At 37.5% G+C, this 20,623-nt stretch carries 17 protein-coding genes; 8 read left to right on the top strand and 9 right to left on the bottom strand.

The features are described 5' to 3' along the window. Positions 1-78 precede the first annotated feature (78 nt). Positions 79-1,383: a D-alanyl-D-alanine carboxypeptidase PBP6B gene (locus AC5YDH_RS03590; RefSeq protein WP_496116924.1), complete on the top strand. Its 1,305-nt coding sequence runs from the start codon at positions 79-81 to the stop codon at positions 1,381-1,383. A 194-nt stretch (positions 1,384-1,577) separates the two neighbouring features. On the opposite strand, the gene AC5YDH_RS03585 is transcribed toward AC5YDH_RS03590, so the two are convergent. Then, positions 1,578-1,937: a hypothetical protein gene (locus tag AC5YDH_RS03585; protein WP_496116923.1), complete on the bottom strand. Its 360-nt coding sequence runs from the start codon at positions 1,935-1,937 to the stop codon at positions 1,578-1,580. Positions 1,938-2,192: 255 nt separating this feature from the next. Between AC5YDH_RS03585 and rlmKL the strand changes: the two genes are divergently transcribed. Next, positions 2,193-4,403 (top strand): bifunctional 23S rRNA (guanine(2069)-N(7))-methyltransferase RlmK/23S rRNA (guanine(2445)-N(2))-methyltransferase RlmL, encoded by a 2,211-nt coding sequence (gene rlmKL, locus AC5YDH_RS03580; protein WP_496116922.1) that lies wholly within the window; start codon positions 2,193-2,195, stop codon positions 4,401-4,403. Positions 4,404-4,524: 121 nt separating this feature from the next. Here rlmKL and clpB read toward each other — a convergent pair whose 3' ends face one another. Further along, entirely contained in the window at positions 4,525-7,104 is a 2,580-nt protein-coding gene (gene clpB / locus AC5YDH_RS03575) for an ATP-dependent chaperone ClpB (protein ID WP_496116921.1), read from the bottom strand. 318 nt (positions 7,105-7,422) lie between these two features. Beyond that, positions 7,423-7,845 (bottom strand): OsmC family protein, encoded by a 423-nt coding sequence (locus tag AC5YDH_RS03570; protein WP_496116920.1) that lies wholly within the window; start codon positions 7,843-7,845, stop codon positions 7,423-7,425. Positions 7,846-7,990: 145 nt separating this feature from the next. Here AC5YDH_RS03570 and crp point away from each other — a divergent pair, with 145 nt between their 5' ends. Both crp and AC5YDH_RS03560 read left to right on the top strand, forming a co-directional pair. After that, the gene (crp, locus tag AC5YDH_RS03565; protein WP_496116919.1) at positions 7,991-8,695 is read left to right on the top strand and encodes a cAMP-activated global transcriptional regulator CRP; all 705 of its coding nucleotides are present in this window, start codon (positions 7,991-7,993) and stop codon (positions 8,693-8,695) included. A gap of 171 nt (positions 8,696-8,866) precedes the next feature. Next, complete coding sequence (locus tag AC5YDH_RS03560) at positions 8,867-9,916, top strand: NADP(H)-dependent aldo-keto reductase (protein WP_496116918.1); 1,050 nt, start codon at positions 8,867-8,869, stop codon at positions 9,914-9,916. Positions 9,917-10,025: 109 nt separating this feature from the next. Here AC5YDH_RS03560 and AC5YDH_RS03555 read toward each other — a convergent pair whose 3' ends face one another. The 5 genes from AC5YDH_RS03555 to AC5YDH_RS03535 all read right to left on the bottom strand — a co-directional run bounded on the left by AC5YDH_RS03555 (position 10,026) and on the right by AC5YDH_RS03535 (position 14,630). Further along, positions 10,026-10,814, bottom strand: a complete 789-nt coding sequence (locus tag AC5YDH_RS03555) for a M48 family metallopeptidase (protein WP_496116917.1) — start codon at positions 10,812-10,814, stop codon at positions 10,026-10,028. A gap of 104 nt (positions 10,815-10,918) precedes the next feature. Continuing rightward, positions 10,919-11,227 carry a hypothetical protein gene (locus tag AC5YDH_RS03550; RefSeq protein ID WP_496116916.1) on the bottom strand — a complete coding sequence of 103 codons (309 nt, stop codon included), beginning with the start codon at positions 11,225-11,227 and terminating at the stop codon, positions 10,919-10,921. A 155-nt stretch (positions 11,228-11,382) separates the two neighbouring features. Next, positions 11,383-12,702, bottom strand: coding sequence for an adenylosuccinate synthase (locus AC5YDH_RS03545; protein ID WP_496116915.1), 1,320 nt, complete (start codon positions 12,700-12,702; stop codon positions 11,383-11,385). A gap of 70 nt (positions 12,703-12,772) precedes the next feature. Next, on the bottom strand, positions 12,773-13,939 hold the full coding sequence (locus AC5YDH_RS03540) for an ATP phosphoribosyltransferase regulatory subunit (RefSeq protein ID WP_496116914.1): 1,167 nt from the start codon (positions 13,937-13,939) through the stop codon (positions 12,773-12,775). 235 nt (positions 13,940-14,174) lie between these two features. Then, the gene (locus tag AC5YDH_RS03535; RefSeq protein ID WP_496116913.1) at positions 14,175-14,630 is read right to left on the bottom strand and encodes an Lrp/AsnC family transcriptional regulator; all 456 of its coding nucleotides are present in this window, start codon (positions 14,628-14,630) and stop codon (positions 14,175-14,177) included. Between the two features lie 147 nt (positions 14,631-14,777). On the opposite strand from AC5YDH_RS03535, the gene AC5YDH_RS03530 reads away from it, so the two are divergent. Continuing rightward, positions 14,778-15,527, top strand: a complete 750-nt coding sequence (locus tag AC5YDH_RS03530) for an AzlC family ABC transporter permease (protein WP_496116912.1) — start codon at positions 14,778-14,780, stop codon at positions 15,525-15,527. Then, positions 15,527-15,826 carry an AzlD family protein gene (locus AC5YDH_RS03525; protein ID WP_496116942.1) on the top strand — a complete coding sequence of 100 codons (300 nt, stop codon included), beginning with the start codon at positions 15,527-15,529 and terminating at the stop codon, positions 15,824-15,826. Before AC5YDH_RS03530 ends, AC5YDH_RS03525 begins: the two co-directional genes overlap by 1 nt. A 76-nt stretch (positions 15,827-15,902) precedes the next feature. Here the strand turns inward: AC5YDH_RS03525 and AC5YDH_RS03520 are convergent, their stop codons facing one another. Beyond that, positions 15,903-16,928, bottom strand: a complete 1,026-nt coding sequence (locus AC5YDH_RS03520) for a type I glyceraldehyde-3-phosphate dehydrogenase (RefSeq protein WP_496116911.1) — start codon at positions 16,926-16,928, stop codon at positions 15,903-15,905. Positions 16,929-17,159: 231 nt separating this feature from the next. On the opposite strand from AC5YDH_RS03520, the gene AC5YDH_RS03515 reads away from it, so the two are divergent. Then, the gene (locus AC5YDH_RS03515; RefSeq protein ID WP_496116910.1) at positions 17,160-17,597 is read left to right on the top strand and encodes a hypothetical protein; all 438 of its coding nucleotides are present in this window, start codon (positions 17,160-17,162) and stop codon (positions 17,595-17,597) included. A gap of 312 nt (positions 17,598-17,909) precedes the next feature. After that, positions 17,910-20,603, top strand: a complete 2,694-nt coding sequence (alaS, locus tag AC5YDH_RS03510; RefSeq protein ID WP_496116909.1) for an alanine--tRNA ligase — start codon at positions 17,910-17,912, stop codon at positions 20,601-20,603. Positions 20,604-20,623 lie beyond the last annotated feature (20 nt).

Genomic DNA, 20,623 nt, shown 5'->3' with positions numbered 1-20,623 from the left:
CAGCTTGAAAAAAAAGGCATAGCATTTACCCTCTTTTGCGCTACTACAGTCTCGGCCTGACTTGACTAAGGATTTTCATTGAAAGCTGTTATTTATGTACTCACAATATTGAGTTTATTGTGTTCAACTTTAACCCAAGCTGCCCTCTTAAATATCGTTCCACAAAGTGTGGAAGCTGAAGCTTGGACTATTCTAGACCCTCAATCGGGTCAAGTGATTGCAGAACATAACAGCCATGTGCAAAGAGCGCCCGCCTCTATGACTAAAATGATGGTCGCTTATATTGCATTTAAAGAAATTGAAGCAGGTCGTTTATCTAAAAATGAAATTATTACTGCTACACCTGTAGTCAATACAGTTCAGTGGGATGAATCTCAAATGTACCTCAAGCCTACTGAAACCATTTCAGTCGATCAGTTACTTGCAGGTTTAATTGTCATGTCTGCAAATGATGCAGCTGTTACGCTTGCAGAACGTATTTCAGGCTCAGTGCCTGCCTTTGTTCAGCGTATGAATAAAGAAGCTCAAGCATTAGGAATGAAAGACACACATTTTTCAAATCCTGCGGGTATCACGATGGATGATCACTTTTCATCTGCACACGATATGGCACTTTTAGGTCAAGCTGTTACAAAACAAACGCCTGAATATTTACATTATTCAATCATGCCTAGTTTTAGCTACAACCAACGCTTTCACCATGCAACAAACCTAGCATTAAAAACAGATCCAAGTGTCGATGGCTTAAAAACAGGTTTTACCCGTGCAGCAGGCTATAACCTCACATTAACAGCACACCGCCCAACGGAAGATTTAAATACCCCAGATCGTCGCTTAATTGTGGTCGTAATGGGTGCAAAAAGTGCAGTTAAACGTGCTGAAGTAGCGCAAACTCTGCTGAATTTAGCTTATGCCTACACACGTAATGAAGTTGTGGTAAAAGAAAAACAAACTATTGCAGATATCCCTGTCGTTAAATCGACTTTAAAAATGTTTAAAGTCACTGCAAGCGAACCCAAATATGCAACAGTTTCGCTATATGACCAGAACTATGCAATCGATTTAGCAACTTACGACAAAGTAAATCAGCGCATCATGTTAAATACTGGAAATGGTACGCTTCAACAAATTAATCCACTTACACAAACTAATACACGTTATGACGTTCAGGTAAAACCTAACGAAATGATTGCACCTATTGCAAAAGTAATGCAACTTGCAACCATTCAGGTTTATCAAAATAACGTGCTTATCAATACCCTTCATTTAGACCAAGATGTTCAAGTTGAAGAAGCAAATATTTTTCAACGAGTGATAATGTGGTTTTCTAATCTATTTTCTAGCAATACAGACAAGTTAAAAATTTACCCTCTTCAAAGCTAATTTCTAAAATTGCTATAAGAAGATAAAAAAAACTCAAGTAACTGTTTTAAGGTTACTTGAGTGGCTTAACTCAATAAAATTGTAATTTTAATTCTTATCTTTTAATTCTTATCTTTTCAGTATTGTAATGTTTTCAGTTTTTCTTATTTCCCCTATACAAAACAAATACCCCCTTTTTTCTTCACTGGTCTTTCTTAACGCAAACTTCCTATATAGTGATGTGACACCTGCGCTTTATATACTTCTTCCTCTGTTGCTTGATAACTTGGCTCAAGCTTTATTTCTAAATTTTGTTTCTTTTCATCTAGTTCTATTTCTTTAACATCTATACCAACACCTAAAGCAGTTTTCAATTTATCTAAAAGCTTAAGCAACTCAACATCGCCTGTTGCTTGAATAAGTGCTGCTACGTGTTGTACATATTGAGTATTTTCTGCCAAATAAGCTGCATCCAATACACGACCAGTTACTCGTCTTAATCTGGTGTAAATTAAAGTTGCTGTAGAAAAAGCTTCATTTTTAGCAACTAATCCACCAAACAATTCATCTTCCATGAAAACTCCTTCAACAATTAAACTTTAAAGATTTATGTTTTTAATTTAAGCAAAAGCCATACCAACTTATAAATTTCTATTTAATTTTTGATAACTTCAGCAAAACTGAGTGGGAACAAACATGCTTTTTTTACTATTTTTTAATTTTTAAATCATAAGTTATAAATTTTCCTATATATGTTCTGTAGTTCATCAGCCCAAAAGCATGAAAATACGTTAAAATAGCAGATTGCTTTTTTGCTTTTGGAAATTTACATGAATTCGAAACCACGTCTTTCTACATATTGGGTTACCTGTGCAGATGGACTTGAAACCTTGCTCCAAGAAGAAATGGAAGGTTTAGGTATTCAAAACATAGAACGCCTACCTGGTCGTTTAATTTTCCAAGGCAATTTAGAAAATGCCTACCGTATTTGTATGTGGTCTCGCCTTGCATCTCGTGTTCTTATGCCTATTCATACACATGAGATAGAGTTTTCACATGATGCTCGTGATGTCGCTGAAGAGCTTTATGAAGGTGCAATTAGCTTCGATTGGTCGCTTATTTTTGCACCACAAAGTACCTTTGCTATTCGCTTACATGTAGAACGTGACATTAAAGTAAACACACAGTTTGCAACTTTACGTGCAAAAGATGGTGTGGTTGACTCGTTTATGGAAGCGGTGGGTAAACGCCCTAGCATCGATACAAAACAACCTGAAATTACAATGTTTATTCTTGCGGGTAAAACTGAGCATACTTACTGCCTAGATTTATCAGGTGATTCTTTACATAAACGTGGCTACCGTCGTTTTATGACAGATGCCCCTATTAAAGAAAACCTTGCAGCAGCAATCCTACAAAAAGCAAAATTAGCTGAAAAAAATCCTGACATTATTCTTGACCCAATGTGTGGTTCAGGTACGTTCATTATCGAATCATTATTCATTTTGACTGACCGTGCGCCTGGTTTAGTACGTCGTTTCGGCTTCAATGGTTGGAATGGTCATAACCATGAACTTTGGATGGATATTAAAGCCGAAGCAGCTGAACGCCATAAAATTGCGCTAGAAAAACCATTACCTAAGTTCTACGCATTTGATGCAGATTGGGAAGCGGTAAAAGCAACCAAACAAAATATTATTGCAGCTGGTTTTGAATCTATTTTAGATCAAATTCAAATTGAAGAACGCACTCTTGCAGACTGGCCTGATTTTGAAAATGAAGGCAAAGTGTCATTTGTTGTGACCAACCCTCCTTATGGTGAACGCTTAGGTGAAAAAGCATCTAACCGTGCATTGTATTTAGGTTTATCTGCTTTATTACAAAAGCATTTCCCAAATCAAGCAGCTGCGGTTATTGCTTCACAAGTTGAACAAGCCGATGTTCTTGCATTTAACAACCCACAAATTTTGCGCTTAATGAATGGTAAATTACCAATTTATATTCGTTTCGGCACAATTAAACCTGCAACAGTAAGCAAACCATTCCTTGCAGATTGGCAACCTCAACAATTTGAAGAAATTGAAGGTGCAATGGAGTTTGCAAATCGTTTAACGAAAAACATGCAGAATCTAAAAAAATGGGCAGTCAAAGAGAATATCTACTGCTTACGTTTATATGATGCAGATTTACCTGACTTTAACGTTGCAGTCGATTTATATGGCGATCGTTTACACGTGCAAGAATATGCACCACCAAAACAAATTGATCCTGAAAAAGCAAAACGTCGTTTTAACCTTGCTTTACAAGCCATTCGCTCTGTAACAGGTTTAGGTCGTGATGCAATTTTCATTAAAACACGTGCTCGCCAAGAAGGTAAAACTCAGTACACTAAACAAAGTACTGCATCTAAACGCTTTATCGTACAAGAAGGTAAAGCTAAAATTTTAGTGAACTTAACAGACTATCTAGACACTGGTTTATTCCTAGATCACCGTCAAATGCGTTTACGTATTGCTGCTGAAGCCAAAGGTAAACACTTCCTAAACTTATACAGCTACACTTCTACAGCAAGCTTGCATGCTGCATTAGGCGGTGCTGCAAGTACTACAAGTGTCGATTTATCGAATACATACCTAAACTGGTCTAAAGAAAACTTTGTTTTAAATGGTTTAACTGTTGACCATGCAGATGAACAACACCAATTCTTTGCTAGTGACTGCTTTGAATGGTTGAAAGAAGGTCATGAACAATATGAATTAATCTTCATTGACCCACCAACTTTCTCAAACTCGAAAAAGTTCCACGGTACTTTTGATGTTCAACGTGACCATTTGTCATTGCTTAAACGTGCAATGAACCGCTTAACTACAGATGGTACGTTATACTTCTCAAATAACTACCGTGGTTTTGAAATGGATGAAGAAATCTTAGCATTCTACGATGTTCAAGAAATTTCGAATGAAACGATTGGTTTAGACTTTAAACGTAATACAAAAATTCACCGTGCTTGGAAAATTTCACATCCAAAAAATGAAGCGTAAATTTTGTATAGAAAAAAACCGAGCCTAAGCTCGGTTTTTTTATCTCTCAATCTTTTATATCTAAATCAACAAACTTACTTTTAGTATGCAACTATTAATTAGATATTTAGACCCCGTGAAATTAGTTCAGCTTTAACGTATCAAAACTTAACTGACCATTATCCACATAAGCAATAATCGTATCTCCTGCCACAAAATCTGCTGACAAGATTTTTTGTGCTAACGGGTTTTCAATTTGCTGTTGAATCGCTCGTTTCAATGGACGTGCACCAAAAATTGGGTCAAATCCAGCATCAATTAACAAGTCAAAAGCACTATCATCTACAGTTAAGCTTAAATCACGCTCTGCTAAACGCTCACGTAAACGGCTCAATTGAATATCTGCAATGCCACGAATTTGCTCTTTTTTCAATGAGTGGAAAATCACTAACTCATCAATACGGTTAATAAACTCTGGACGGAAATGCTGATTTACCGCACCCATCACAACCGCACGTACTTCATCTTCCGATGCACCATCACCTAATTCACGAACATCTTGCGAACCTAAGTTAGATGTCATCACAATAACGGTATTACGGAAGTCTACAATTCGACCTTGTGAGTCGGTTAAACGACCATCATCCAATACTTGCAATAAGATGTTAAATACATCTGGATGTGCTTTTTCAACTTCATCAAATAACACAACACTATAAGGCTTACGGCGAATAGCTTCCGTTAGCACACCACCTTCCTCATAACCTACATAGCCCGGAGGTGCACCCACTAAACGACTTACACTGTGTTTTTCCATAAATTCGGACATGTCGATTCGAACCATCGCATCGTCACTATCAAATAAGAAATTCGCAAGTGCTTTAGTCAATTCAGTTTTACCCACACCCGTTGGTCCAAGGAATAAGAATGAACCACTTGGACGGTTCGGATCAGATAATCCTGCACGTGAACGACGTACCGCATTCGATACAGCAACAACCGCTTCACTTTGACCAACAACACGTTTGTGTAAGAAATCTTCCATTTGAAGAAGTTTTTCACGTTCGCCTTGCATCATTTTAGCTACAGGAATACCTGTTGCGGCACTAACAACTTCTGCAATTTCATTATCAGTCACTTTATTACGTAAAAGTTTAGGTTCTGCTTTTTCTTCAGTTGCCTCTTCTTCACTTAAACGTTTTTCAAGTCCTGGAATGACGCCATATTGCAAGCGAGCCATTTCAGATAAATCATTTTCACGTTGTGCTTTTTGCAAAGTAATACGTGCCTGATCCAATTCCGCCTGAATTTGTTGATCGCCCTGAACCAAGCGTTTTTCAGCAATCCAAATTTCTTCTAAATCGCTATACTCTTTTTGCACTTCGTCAATTTGCTTTTCAAGATGTTCAATTTCAGCTTTACTGCCAGCATCTTCATCTTTTTTCACAGCTTCAAGTTGAAGTTTCAACTGAATTAAACGACGTTCAAGTTTATCTAATGGCTCTGGTTTTGAATCCAATTCCATTTTAATACGAGATGCAGCCTCATCAATCAAATCAATCGCTTTATCGGGCAATTGACGATCTGTGATATAACGATGCGACATTTTTGCTGCTGCAATAATGGCAGAGTCCAAAATTTTCACACCATGGTGCACTTCATAGCGCTCTTTTAAGCCACGTAAAATCGCCACTGTATCTTCTACAGAAGGTTCATCGACCTGAACTTTTTGGAAACGACGTTCAAGCGCAGCATCTTTTTCAATATACTGACGATATTCATCTAGCGTTGTTGCACCCACACAGCGCAGCTCACCACGTGCAAGAGCAGGTTTCAACATATTACCCGCATCCATTGCACCATCGGTTTTACCTGCACCAACAAGCGTATGAAGCTCATCAATAAAGAGAATGACTTCACCATCTTGTTTTGCCAAATCATTGAGTACGGCTTTTAGGCGCTCTTCAAACTCACCCCGATATTTAGCACCTGCAAGTAATGCACCTAAGTCTAATGATAAAACTCGCTTACCTTGTAAGCTTTCTGGTACTTCCCGATTAATAATCCGTTGAGCAAGACCTTCAACAATAGCTGTTTTACCAACACCAGGTTCGCCAATTAAAACAGGGTTATTTTTAGTACGACGTGACAATACTTGAACTGTACGACGAATTTCATCATCACGTCCAATAACAGGATCAAGTTTTCCAGCCACCGCTCGCTCAGTTAAATCTATCGTATATTTACTGAGTGAATCACGTTGATCCTCATGATTGTTGCTCATCACTTTGTCATTCCCTCTAATTTTTTCAATGGCATTGCGTAAATTGTCTTTGTTTACACCAACGCTTGTTAACAATGTTTTAGTTGCACCAACTTCAAGTAAAGCCAACATGACCCAATCTGTCGAAACAAATTCATCACCCACTTTTTGTGCATAGCTATCTGCTAAATTTAAAATTTTGACTGCATCTGGACTTAAATGTAAATCACCAGTCGGATTTGCCAATGTCGGTGCATCAGCTAAAGCCTGCTGTAATTTTTTTTGCAATTCAGGAATATTTGTTCCCGCTTGTTGCAACATACTTAGGTTAGAAGCTTCTTCTAATAAAATGGCAAGAATATGAATACCATCAATAGATGTATGGTCTTTAGCCATTGCTAGAGATTGAGCGTCTGACAAAGATTGCTGCAGGCGATTTGTAAATTTTTCAAAACGCATTCTTGTTTTACCTCACAACAAATTTTTTACTTGAATCTTATATGGAGGTATTACATCAAATTTCAAATCTTTTTATTCATTTTTATTTATATTTTTCAAATGTTTAAATACAAATATAAAGCATATAGCTCTGCTATAATATGGGTCTTCATAAGTCTTATTTCAAGGCTAGGCTTATAAATTAATAGAAATGTCATTCATTAAACAGATTCAATTGTATTTTTATTTAATAATTAATAACTTATATTTTAAAATATCTAAATTAAAGATCGATTAAAAATCGATCTTTAAAAATATTACATTTGCTTACAATTTTAATTATTCGGCTTCAATAATTTCAAAATCATGGCTAATCACAACACCACCATCTGATAACATTTTGCTAGCAGAACAGTATTTTTCAGCAGAAAGTTCGACTGCTTTTGCGACCTGCTTCTCTTTAATAGCACGACCTGACACAACAAAATGCAAATGAATTTTAGTAAATACTGCAGGGATTGTATCCGCACGATCAGCCTTTAACTGACACACAACATTGGTCACATCTTGGCGAGATTTTTTTAAAATAGTCACAATATCGAACGATGCACAACCACCAAGACCCATTAATATTAATTCCATGGGACGTGGTCCACGATTTTCACCACCATATTCAGGTGATCCATCCATCGTAATTGTATGACCGCTATCCGATTTTGCCTCAAAAGCAACATTCTCTAACCAATGAACGCTTGTTTGCATTGCAAGTCCCTAAAAAAAGCTATAAATTTACAGTGTACCTGTACACTAACATAATTTGGGTTGAGACGGAATTTCAGCCCATGTGTGGCACGTTCATACTAGATCTTATGCGATCTATTATTTATCCATTTTCGGAACTGTTAGTATGACTTCAAATTTTTCACAACTAAGCACCGATGCCCTATCACCGGGTCAATTGCCTGACTCAGTTAAAGCATTACTAAAGCGTGCATATATTAATCGTTATCCAAAACGTACAACAATTATTGACTCGGGGTCGGAATCTAAATCTTTATACTTAATCCTTAAAGGGTCTGTATCAATCATCCTTCGCGAAGATGATGATCGTGAAATTGTGGTTGCGTATTTAAATCCAGGGGACTTTTTTGGGGAAATGGGTCTATTCGAATCAAATCCACAACGTACTGCGGAAGTTCGTACTCGCGACGTGTGTGAAATTGCCGAAGTGACTTATGAAAACTTCCATGAACTAAGCAAACAATTTCCAGACTTAAGCTATGCTGTATTTGCTCAGTTAGTACGTCGCTTAAAAAATACAACTCGTAAAGTAACAGACCTTGCATTTATTGATGTTTCTGGTCGTATTGCACGTTGTTTAATCGACCTTTCATCTCAGCCAGAAGCGATGATTTTACCGAACGGTCGTCAAATTCGCATCACACGCCAAGAAATTGGTCGAATTGTAGGTTGTTCACGTGAAATGGTTGGTCGTGTTCTTAAAACATTAGAAGAACAAGGCATGATCGAAACTGACGGTAAAGCAATTTTAATCTTTGATGCTTCTTTAGAAGCTGTTGAAGAAAGTGCTTATGCAGACACTGAAGATTAACGGTCTGTTTGAAGTAAAAAAGCAAATCTCCTGATTTGCTTTTTTTATATCTAAAATTCACCTAACTCAACTTTTCACTAACCTTTTACACACAATGATTTCAATATAAGCCTTGCGTCTATTCACCGAGAGGCTTAAAAATATATCTACGTTTATTGAGAGCAAATTCACATGCAATTTAAACCACTTGCCAATACAGGTATTCTTTTACCTGAAGTTTGTTTAGGAACCATGACTTTTGGAGAGCAAAACACTCAATCAGAAGCATTCCAGCAACTTGAGTATGCTTTGGATCGTGGGTTATATTTTTGGGATACAGCCGAAATGTACCCTGTTCCTCCAAAGCCCGAAACTCAAGGCGCAACAGAACGTATTATTGGCAACTGGATTCAGCAGAACGGTGGTCGTAATCAACTATTTTTAGCCTCTAAAATTGCAGGCCCTTCACAAGGTGGTAGCCATATTCGTGATGGTCAAACACGGTTTAATGCTTCAGATATCTCCTCTGCACTTGATGGTAATTTAAAGCGCCTCCAAACAGACTATATCGACCTGTACCAATTACATTGGCCACAACGCCCAACTAACTTTTTTGGCAAACTTGGCTATACCAATGAAGAAGCTGAAAATACAAAAGAAATTACAGCACTTGAAGAAACACTAAGTGCCTTACAAGATGAAATTAAAAAAGGTCGTATTCGTTATATCGGCTTATCAAACGAAACACCTTGGGGAACCATGAAGTTTTTACATTTAGCAGAAAAACTTGGGCTATCTAAATTTGTGAGTGTTCAAAACCCTTATAGTTTATTAAATAGAACTTATGAAACTGGCATGTCTGAAATTGCCAAATATGAAGGCATAGGCTTATTGGCATATTCACCTCTGGCTTTTGGCTACTTAACAGGAAAATTCCGTAATGGCGCACGCCCTGAAAATGCCCGTGTAACGCTATTTTCTCGTTTTAGCCGTTACAGCAACCCAGAAAGTGAATGGGCAACTGAACAGTACGCACAGCTTGCAGAACAGCATGGTTTAACCCTCACCCAGCTTGCTCTAGCATTTATCAAGCAACAATTCTTTGTAACATCAACTATTATTGGTGCAACAAATCTATCTCAACTCAAAGAAAACATTGATGCTTTTGATATCAATCTTTCAGCGGAAGTATTACAAGGTATTGAGGCCATTCATAAGCAACAACCTAACCCTGCTCCCTAATGAAAATTTAAGGACTCCTTTAAATTTTTATGAGAAGCATAAAAGCACTGCTTTAATTTTTAGAAATAAAAAAAGGATGCCTAAGCATCCTTTTTCACATCTCTATTTTTTAAGAGCGTTTAATTTTACTTTGATTGTAAATTGCCATAGCAGCAGGCAAATTCTTACGCATTGCTTCTATACGCTGATTATTTGATGGGTGGGTAGAAAAGAAACTTCCTGAAGCACTAGAACCAGAAAGTTTTGCCATTTTTTCCCAAAGCGTAATAGCAGCCTGAGGGTTATATCCAGCTCTTGCCATTAAAAATAAACCACCTTCATCTGCTCGGCTTTCTAAACTACGCGAATATGGTAAACCAACACCAACTTGTGAACCTAGCTGTGCTAATGCTGTACCACCCTCACCTACACCTGCTGCACTTAACCCCACACCTAATGCAATATTTGTAAGTGCATCAGCACCAATTTTTTGTTTTGAATGCTCTTCAAGCGCATGCGTCATCTCATGCCCCATAACAGCAGCAATTTCAGCATTAGTTAGATTAAGCTTGGTTACAATACCCGTATAAAAAACAACCTTTCCACCTGGGGCAACATAAGCATTAACTTGATCTGACTTCAATACTGCAAGTTGCCAATCAAATTTAACACCTGTTGTATTCATTTGATCTGCATACGGCTTTAAATTGATAAAAACTGTATTAATGCGCTTATAAACTGAAGATGACGTATCTAAAGTATTTTTTGCACGCGCTTCAGTTAAAGTTTTATTAAATCCTTCAGTTGCAACAGCATTTAAAGTTGTTGTGTCTGCACCCGCCATTTCTGCAAATGTAGCGCAACCTGAAATTGTAACCACACCTGAGGCACACAATGCCATCAACAGTTTTTTATTCATTAAAATTTCTCCACTTATTTTCATCATTATAATCAATCGATATTCAGCTAAAAAGAATGTTCAACTATTTTTTTATTATATTTCAGTATTAATTATATGTTTTATCAAAGCATAAATTGAATAATTAACCAAAATACCAAGCAAAGTGCATTCAATACAAAATAGAACTGGCTAAGTGGTTTAATTTTTTTCTCTAAGATTTCATTTTTACGCTTAAAAAATAAATATGCATTTTGAATTAAAATAAATGGCACCAAAATACAAGCGATAATCACACTTAAACCAATAAATACTTGATAAAAAACAGCGTCATCAACATTCTGTGTTTTTATTATTAACATTGCAATTGTAGGTGCGCCACCCATAGCAAACAACAAAGAATAAAAAATGGTACTTGCGATATTGTTCTGCATCCTGCATATCTCAATATTTATTAATTTTGTATTGTAACAAGTACATAAAGTTTGCATAGCTCGTTCAAATGCAACTTTAGTAGGTTTTATCCTTGTATATAAACAAAAAAAGCCTCGCATTTGCGAGGCTTTTTAAATCTTACATCTGAAGCAAATTATGCATCAAATGGATGACGCAATACGATTGTTTCATCACGGTCTGGACCAGTAGAAACGATGTCGATTGGACATTCAATTAACTGCTCAATACGCTTGATGTAGTTGATTGCTGCTTCTGGCAATTGGTCTAAAGACTTAGCACCAAAAGTAGATTCAGACCAACCAGGCATAGTTTCGTAAATTGGCTTTAAGGTTTCAAATGCAAGTGCATCAGATGAACCTACACAACCCGAATCTGCTGCTTCATAACCAACACAGATTTTTACTTCTTCCAAACCATCAAGTACGTCAAGTTTAGTTAAGCAAATACCTGAAAGTGAGTTTACTTCTACAGAACGGCGTAGAATTTCAGCATCAAACCAACCACAACGGCGTTGACGACCAGTAGATGCACCAAACTCAGAACCAACTGTACCAAGGTGTTTACCAATCGCATCACCAACGTCATTTGCAGCGTCATATACCAACTCAGTTGGGAACGGACCTGCACCTACACGTGTTGTGTATGCTTTTGTAATACCCAATACATAGTCAAGGTGCAATGGACCTAAACCTGAACCTGAGCTTACGCCACCAGCAGTTGTGTTTGAAGATGTTACATACGGATATGTACCATGATCAACATCAAGAAGTGAACCTTGAGCACCTTCAAACATGATGTTATCACCAGCTTTACGGTACTTATGAAGTTCACCTGTTACATCAATTACTAATGGTGCAACAACTTCACGCCATTGATCGCAAAGTGCAATAACATCTTCCAATTTAACTGCTTCTACACCGTAGAATTGAGTTAATTGGAAGTTATGGTATTCAAGAAGCTCTTCTAATTGAGCTTTCAAATGATCGCCACCACGAACCAAGTCCGCAACACGTACTGCACGGCGCGCAACTTTATCTTCGTAAGCAGGTCCAATACCACGGCCTGTAGTACCAATTTTCGCGTTACCACGTTTTTTCTCACGCGCTTGGTCAAGTGCGATGTGGTTAGGCAAAATTAAAGGACAGTTTGGAGAAATACGTAGACGCTCTTTAACAGGTACGCCTTCTTCCTCTAAAATAGCCATCTCTTTAATAAGTGCTTCAGGTGAAAGTACAACACCGTTACCAATTAAGCACAGTACGTTTTCACGTAAAATACCAGATGGAATGAGGTGTAATACAGTTTTTTTACCACCAACCACGAGAGTATGACCCGCATTATGTCCGCCTTGATAACGTACAACCGCAGTCGCTTGATCTGTGAGCAGGTCGACGATTTTACCCTTACCTTCGTCGCCCCATTGGGTACCAAGTACCACAACATTCTTGCCCATAATAGCCTCATTACATCATGCTGTTAAAATTGAAAACAAAACCGAATGACATGAACATTCAGTTCTGCGATTAAATTTTTTCGACTTTCCACTCACCTGCAACACTCACCAATTGGTGTGTTGCAAATGGTACAGAGTCTAAACCATCATTACCTAGTAATTGAATAACACTCAAACCTTGTGCTCGAGTTAATTCAATTGCTTTTAACAAATCTTGTTCGGTGCCTTTTGGCGCAACAACTTTTTTAATTGTTTTGTACTGACCCGCACTTAATGCGTATAAGTCACAAGAAAAGCCTGTTGCTGGACGCGCACGACCAAAATGCTCACCAATACCATCGTAGCGACCACCTTGTGCAATTGGTGCAGCACGATTTGGCGCATATACGGCATACATTAAACCAGTGTGATAATGATATGAACGAAGTTCTACAACATCTATACCAATATCCAACTTAGGCCAACGTGCTTGAATCGCTTGGCATGTTGTTTGCAAAGTTTCTAATGCAAGTTTAAATGCTTCATCTTCAAGAACTGCAGCACTTAAATTTTCTTGTAATGCTTTAACATCACTTGAATAACGCCCAAGCGTATAGAAATCTGCACCAAAATTAAGATCGGCCGTAAAGACTGCAAGCTCTGGTAATGCTTTACGTTGATATAAATCTGATAATTGATTTTCAGTAGATTTGCTTATTCCTGCGTGCTTAACCAAGCTACGGAATAAACCCACATGACCGACATCAAGATGGATTCCATCTTCATATCCTGTGGTTTTGAGTAAATTAAGCATTACGTCGATCATTTCAACGTCTGCATCAATACTATCTGAACCAAAAAGCTCTGCACCTAGTTGTAGTGGTGCTCGTGTGGTATTAAAACCCTGAGGTTTTGTGTGTAATACCGTTCCTGCATAGCAGTAACGAGCAACGCCTTGAACTTGATGAACATGCGCATCGATACGTGCCACTTGCGGTGTCATATCGGCACGCACACCAAGTAAACGACCAGAAAGCTGATCAATTACTTTAAAAGTGGCTAAGTCTAAATCTTGATTCGATTCGGAAAGAGAAGATAGAGATTCTATGTATTCGATGAAAGGCGTGTACACCAATTGATAACCTCGAGATGCGAGGAAATCCAATGCGTCACGGCGCAAAGTTTCAATTACTTGCGCTTGCTCTGGTAATACATCAGCTACACCATCAGGTAATAACCATGTCTCTGAAATGGGCATGTTGTAAACCTAAATACTCGTCAGCGCGGAAGTAATCCGCATAAAAAAATCGGGAGCACACCCGATTTCTCCTAGTCTAACACGTTCATTTTAGCTGTGCACCGACTTTTTCAGAATTCCTAGTGAATTAACCAAACTTTATACGTCATATAAAGAATTCAACTCCCACACGACTCAAGCCTTTATAATTATTCAATATTATTCCCATAATTATTCACTAAAAGGTATATAAATTTTAATACACTGGTAATTCTGTTGTTTTTTTAATACTTTGCAATGGAATTTCCGTTTTAACATTTTGAATACTTGTAATTTTATTCAAATTATTAATTTGAAAAGTTCTATAAGCATCCAAATCTGCAACGACTATTCTTAAAAAGAAATCACAATCCCCCGCCATTAATTGACATTCCACAACTTCTGGCATGTCGTGTATAGCATCCACAAACTGATTCACTGTTTTAGCATCTTGTTCTTTTAGCCAAATACGTGCAAAAACAGTTAAACCCAAATTCACTTTCTGTGCATTTAGCAGAGCTACATATTGCTCAATCACTCCATCATCTTCGAGTTGTTTAACACGTCTTAAACATGGTGATGGCGATAACCCAACCAATGTTGCCAACTCATTATTTTGTAACTTCCCATTACGCTGAATTTGCCTCAATATCTTTTTATCTATTGCGTCCATATCAAAACCTTAAGCATTTAATTTTAATTTAAACATCATCTTTAATATTTTATGCCAAACACAACTAAAATTAAGCAGATTTAGCTTACAAATTCCAACTTTTTATAAATATACTTTTTAAATCCTAAAATCCTATGTTTTATACTCATGCAAACATTGAGAAATCTCACTCAAAAACAGCTTTCTATCGTTGAATTTTCAAATTTTCAACGCGGTATAAAAACATCTATCCCTATGCTTTTAGGCATTATTCCATTTGCATTAGTCCTTGGCGCACAAGCAACAACAAAAGGATTCAGCTTAATTGAAGTCCCATTGTTTACAGGATTGAATTTTGCAGGGGGTTCGGAATTTGCCATTTTAGAAGTTTGGACAAATCCACCTAATATTTTAATGCTGATGTTTATTACATTTTTAGTCAATAGTCGGCATTTATTAATGGGGGCAAGCTTAGTTCCTTACTTAAAACACTTGCCTAACAAAAAAGTATTTCCTGCCTTATTTTTTATGTGTGATGAAAGTTGGGCTGTAGCCTTAGCAGATGCTCAAATTAAGCAAAAACATACGGGCTTTCAACATGCTTTCTCCTTTCCATTTTATGCAGGACTATGTTTTGCTCTTTATATCATGTGGGTCAGCTTCACCACACTTGGTGCAGCTATAGGACCAGCTCTTGGCGATATTAGTCGTTTTGGATTTGATATGGCTTTCCCTGCTGTATTTCTAGTTCTACTACGCGGAATGTGGAAAGGTACCCGTGCGGCAAGACCTTGGTTAATCAGTTTAGTTTGTGCAGCTCTCGCTTACTTATATTTACCTTCAGGCTGGTATGTCCCTATAGGTGCAATCAGTGGAATTGCCTCTGCGTTTTTCTTAATAGAGGATGATCACCAATGATGATCCATACACCAACATTAATTACAATTGTGTGTATTGCACTCACCACCTATTTAACCCGCATCTTAGGTTATGTTTTATTAAAAAATAAAACACTAAGCACAAAACAAAGACGGATTTTAGAAGTCGTTCCGGGCTGTGTCCTAATTTCAGTCATTACCCCCTATTTTGTCAAAGACAACCCTGTAGACTTACTTGCTATTTTCATTACAGTCTTAGTTGCAACACGTTTTTCACTACTACCAACCGTGATCATTAGCATGGCTTCAACCGCACTATTAAGAATGTTTTTCTTATAAAAAAATGCCCTAAATTTAGGGCATTTTTTTATATCTTAATCATGTTTTAAATACTGATAGTCATTTCATTTAAGTGTTAAACATTAAAAGATTCACACAAATCCAATAATCGGTTTGCATAACCCCATTCATTGTCATACCAAGCAAAAACTTTTGCTTGACGCCCAACCACCATCGTTTGGGTTAAATCAACAATTAAAGAGTATGGAGAATGATTAAAATCACTTGAAACCAACGCTTCATCTGTCACTTGCATAATTTCTGAATAATCATAACGTGCCGCATTCACCAAAGCATCATTAATCATTTGCGAATTCACATCGATTTTCGCAATAAAAGTTAAATCAATAGCTGCCACATTAATAGTCGGCACACGAATCGAATAACCATCTATTCGGTTTTCCATTTTAGGCATAACACGCTTAAGCGCACCTAAAGCTGAAGATGTTGTAGGAATAATATTTTGCCCTGAAGCACGTGCACGACGTAAATCTCGATGTGCATGATCAAGTACAGACTGATCTGCTGTGACTGCATGAATTTCAGTCATTAATGCTGTATCTATACCAAAAATATCATCTAGAATTTTAACAAGTGGTACCAAAGCTTGCGTGGTACACGAAACACCTGAAATAATTTGATCTGTCGGTTTCACTTCTTGATGATTTACACCATATACAATTGCAGCATCCACAGTATCAAATGGTGCAGCACCAATAATGACACGCTTCGCACCCGCAGTCAGATGCTTAGTTGCTGCTTGGCGAGAACGAAATAAGCCCGTACATTCTAAAACCACATCAACTTGTAGCTCTTTCCAAGGCAACTGTTCTGGGTCTTCACAGTTATGTACTTGAACATTTAACTTCGCATCACCTGCCGATATCTGCAAATATGCTTGCTCATCAACATAACACAGTTCAACTTCACCTTGAAAACGACCATGCGTTGTATCGTATTTAAATAAATGAATCAGAGTTTCTACATCAGCAACATCATTAATCGCAACAATTTTAAATGCAAAATCTTTAGGATTTTCAAACCATGCACGTAATACATTACGTCCAATTCGACCAAATCCATTTATCGCCACATGTTGCATGAAAAGACCCTTTACATTTCAAACAAGAAGAAAACCACAATATATTAAGGGATAAAGCAACATAAAAGATAATATTGCTCTCTTATTTTTAATCACACATAAATCTCTATAGTGACAAAATAACAAATCAAATATTAAATCAACAATTTAAACAATTAAATACTTTCACTATTCACGCTATAAATATAAGATTAAGTGCGGTTTTATTTACCACTATAAAGGAAATATCACATGAAAAAGAAATTAGGTATATTCGGAGCAGTTCTATTTGGTACGGTTTTAACTGCTTGTGCATTAACACCTCAGCAAAAAGCAGAATATGCGCAAGAAAAAGCTCAAAAAAGACTTAACTTCCAAGTTGCTTTAGCAAAACAATGTGACCCTGTTGCAGCCAACCTAATGGCAGAGTTACCAAAAATTAGTCAACTTAGCGCACAAGATCGTGCTAGCTTTGACAAACAATATCAAGCTCGTGTAAATAACCCAACATTCCAAGCTTGTTACAAACTTGCTTTCCAATCGTTCCAAGAAACACAGCAAATTAACCAAGAAAACCAACAGTTCAACCTAGAACAAATGGAATGGAATACAAATGATGGTTTCTTCAACAATCAGCCATTCAACTGTGAATTTGCACCAGCAGAAGGTCCATATTGGGGCGCTTGCTAATTCATAGCTAAAGCTTCATTCTAATTTGTGAGAGATTATATTTTTCATTAAATAAAATCTCTCACATTTTTATTTATCCGAGATATAACTCAAAATAACGATAACCCTCTATTTAATTTCACATTCCCCTTAAATCAAATTATTCAATTCATATTACTTTTCCTTGGAAAATAATTGGTGCGTACGCCTTTCTTCCGTTATAATTTGTCGTTTTTAAAATTTAAGCCAGTATCTCAAGTTAGCTTTAATATTTAAGTCAAACTTATCTGAGATACTATTAGCCAAATACAAGATTTATGGAGTGACTTGGTTGTGAGTACTCGTTTTATGACATCCGCTGAAATTCGCGAAGCTTTTTTAAGCTATTTTGAATCGCAAGGGCATACACGTGTCGCGTCGAGTTCTCTGGTTCCGGCCAACGACCCAACATTATTATTTACAAATGCTGGTATGAACCAGTTTAAAGACTGCTTCCTTGGTTTGGAAAAACGTGATTATGTTCGCGCAACATCTTCACAAAAATGTGTACGTGCAGGCGGTAAACATAACGACCTAGATAACGTAGGTTATACAGCACGTCACCATACATTCTTCGAAATGTTAGGTAACTTCTCTTTTGGCGACTACTTCAAACGTGATGCAATTAAATTTGCTTGGGATTTCCTCACATCTGAACAATGGCTCGCTTTACCAAAAGATAAACTATATGCCACTGTTTACCATACAGATGACGAAGCATTTGATATTTGGAATAAAGAAATTGGTTTAGATGCAAGCCGTATTATCCGTATTGGCGATAATAAAGGCGAAAAATACGCATCTGATAACTTCTGGGCAATGGGTGATACAGGTCCATGTGGTCCATGTTCTGAAATTTTCTTTGACCATGGCGATCACATTTGGGGTGGCTTACCGGGCACACCTGAAGAAGATGGCGACCGTTTCATTGAAATTTGGAACAACGTTTTCATGCAGTTTAACCGTACTGCTGATGGCGTATTACACCCTCTTCCAGCTCCATCTGTAGATACAGGTATGGGCTTAGAACGTATTTCTGCAGTTTTACAACACGTAAACTCAAACTACGAAATCGATCTATTCCAAAACTTACTTAAAGATGCTGCACAGATTATTGGTTTAGACACTGCTGAAATAGATGCTAAAGCACAAGCAGAAAACAAACCTGTTGAATATCCTGCATCATTAAAAGTTGTAGCTGACCACGCTCGTTCATGCTGTTTCTTAATTGCAGATGGTGTAAACCCTTCTAATGAAGGTCGTGGTTATGTATTACGTCGTATTATTCGTCGTGCAGTACGTCATGGTAACAAATTAGGTGCTACAGGTTCATTCTTCCACAAAATGCTTCAACCATTAATTAATGTAATGGGCGCTGCATATCCTGAACTTGAAGCTCAAAAAGCTCGCATCGAAGCACAACTTCTTAAGGAAGAAGAACAATTTGCAAAAACTTTAGAGCAAGGTTTGAAATTGCTTGAAGGCGAGTTAGCAAATTTAACTGGTTCCGTTATTCCAGGTGCAACCGTATTTAAACTTTACGACACCTATGGCTTCCCAACAGATTTAACAGCTGACATCGCACGTGAACGTGACTTAACCATTGATGAAGCAGGCTTTGAAGTTGAAATGGCAGCACAACGTCAACGTGCACGTGATGCTGGTAAGTTCGCAATCGACTACAACAGTGTTGTAAAAGTTGAAGGCGAAACTCAATTTGATGGCTATGATGCAACTCAAGGTCAAGGTCAAATTATTGCGATCTACAAAGATGGCGAACAAGTTGATGAAGTATTCGAAGGTGATGAAGCCCTTATTGTCCTAAACCAAACACCTTTCTATGCAGAAAGTGGTGGTCAAATTGGCGATACAGGTATCTTCAAAAACGATACAGGTATTTTTGAAGTTCAAGACACGAAAAAATCTGGTGGTGCATTTGTACACCAAGGTATCGTGACTATGGGTAACCTCAAATCTACTCAATCTGTAGAAGCTATTGTGAAAGCAGATCTTCGTGATGCAACTGCACGCAACCACTCTGCTACGCACTTGTTACATGCAGCTTTACGCCAAGTTTTAGGTTCTCATGTTCAACAAAAAGGTTCTTTAGTTGCAAGCGAGCTTTTACGTTTCGATTTTGCAAATGACCAACCTGTTACTTTTGAACAAATTCAAGAAATTGAACGTATTGTTAACCGTGAAGTCATTGCTAACACAGCTGTAACAACTGAGCTTTTAAACATCGATGCGGCTAAAGAGAAAGGCGCAATGATGTTGTTCGGTGAAAAATACGGTGAAGAAGTTCGCGTACTCTCTATGGGTTCTATGAGTGAAGATAAAAACTTCTCTATCGAACTTTGTGGTGGTATTCACGTAAAACGTACAGGTGATATTGGTTTATTCAAAATCACTTCTGAAGGTGGTGTTGCTGCTGGTGTACGTCGTATTGAAGCTGTTACTGGTACAAAAGCAATTGAAGCGGCTCAAAAAGCAGATCGTGATATTCATGCAATTAACGATTTGCTAAAGGCACAAAAAGATCAAACTTTAGAAAAAGTTGAAAATCTTGCTTCTACCGCTTCTAGCCTTCAAAAGCAAATTGAGCAACTCAACCAAAAACTTGCAAACTTCCAAGCAACTGAACTTTTAAGCCAAGTTCAAACTATTGCTGGTCGTTCAACATTAATCATAACCGTTCAAAATACAGATGCGAAATCACTTCGCAACTTGCATGACGGTGTGAAATCTAAATTAGACAATGCAGTCATCGTACTTGCAGGTGTTGAGGGTGACAAAGTTAGCCTGATTGCATCTGTAGCGAAAGAATTTACTGCGTCTATTAAAGCAGGCGACATCATCAAACACTTAGGTCAAGAACTAGGTGGTAAAGGTGGTGGTAAACCTGACTTGGCACAAGGTGGCGCGCCACTTAACGAGAAATTAGAACCTGTAATGACAAGCCTTGTGGCTTGGCTTGAGGCTAAATAATTTCACCTTTTGTGTAACTG

The organism is Acinetobacter sp. FY683 (genome assembly GCF_059515885.1).
Note: the sequence above shows the minus strand (reverse complement) of the source record. Positions and strands in the feature narration are given on the sequence as shown.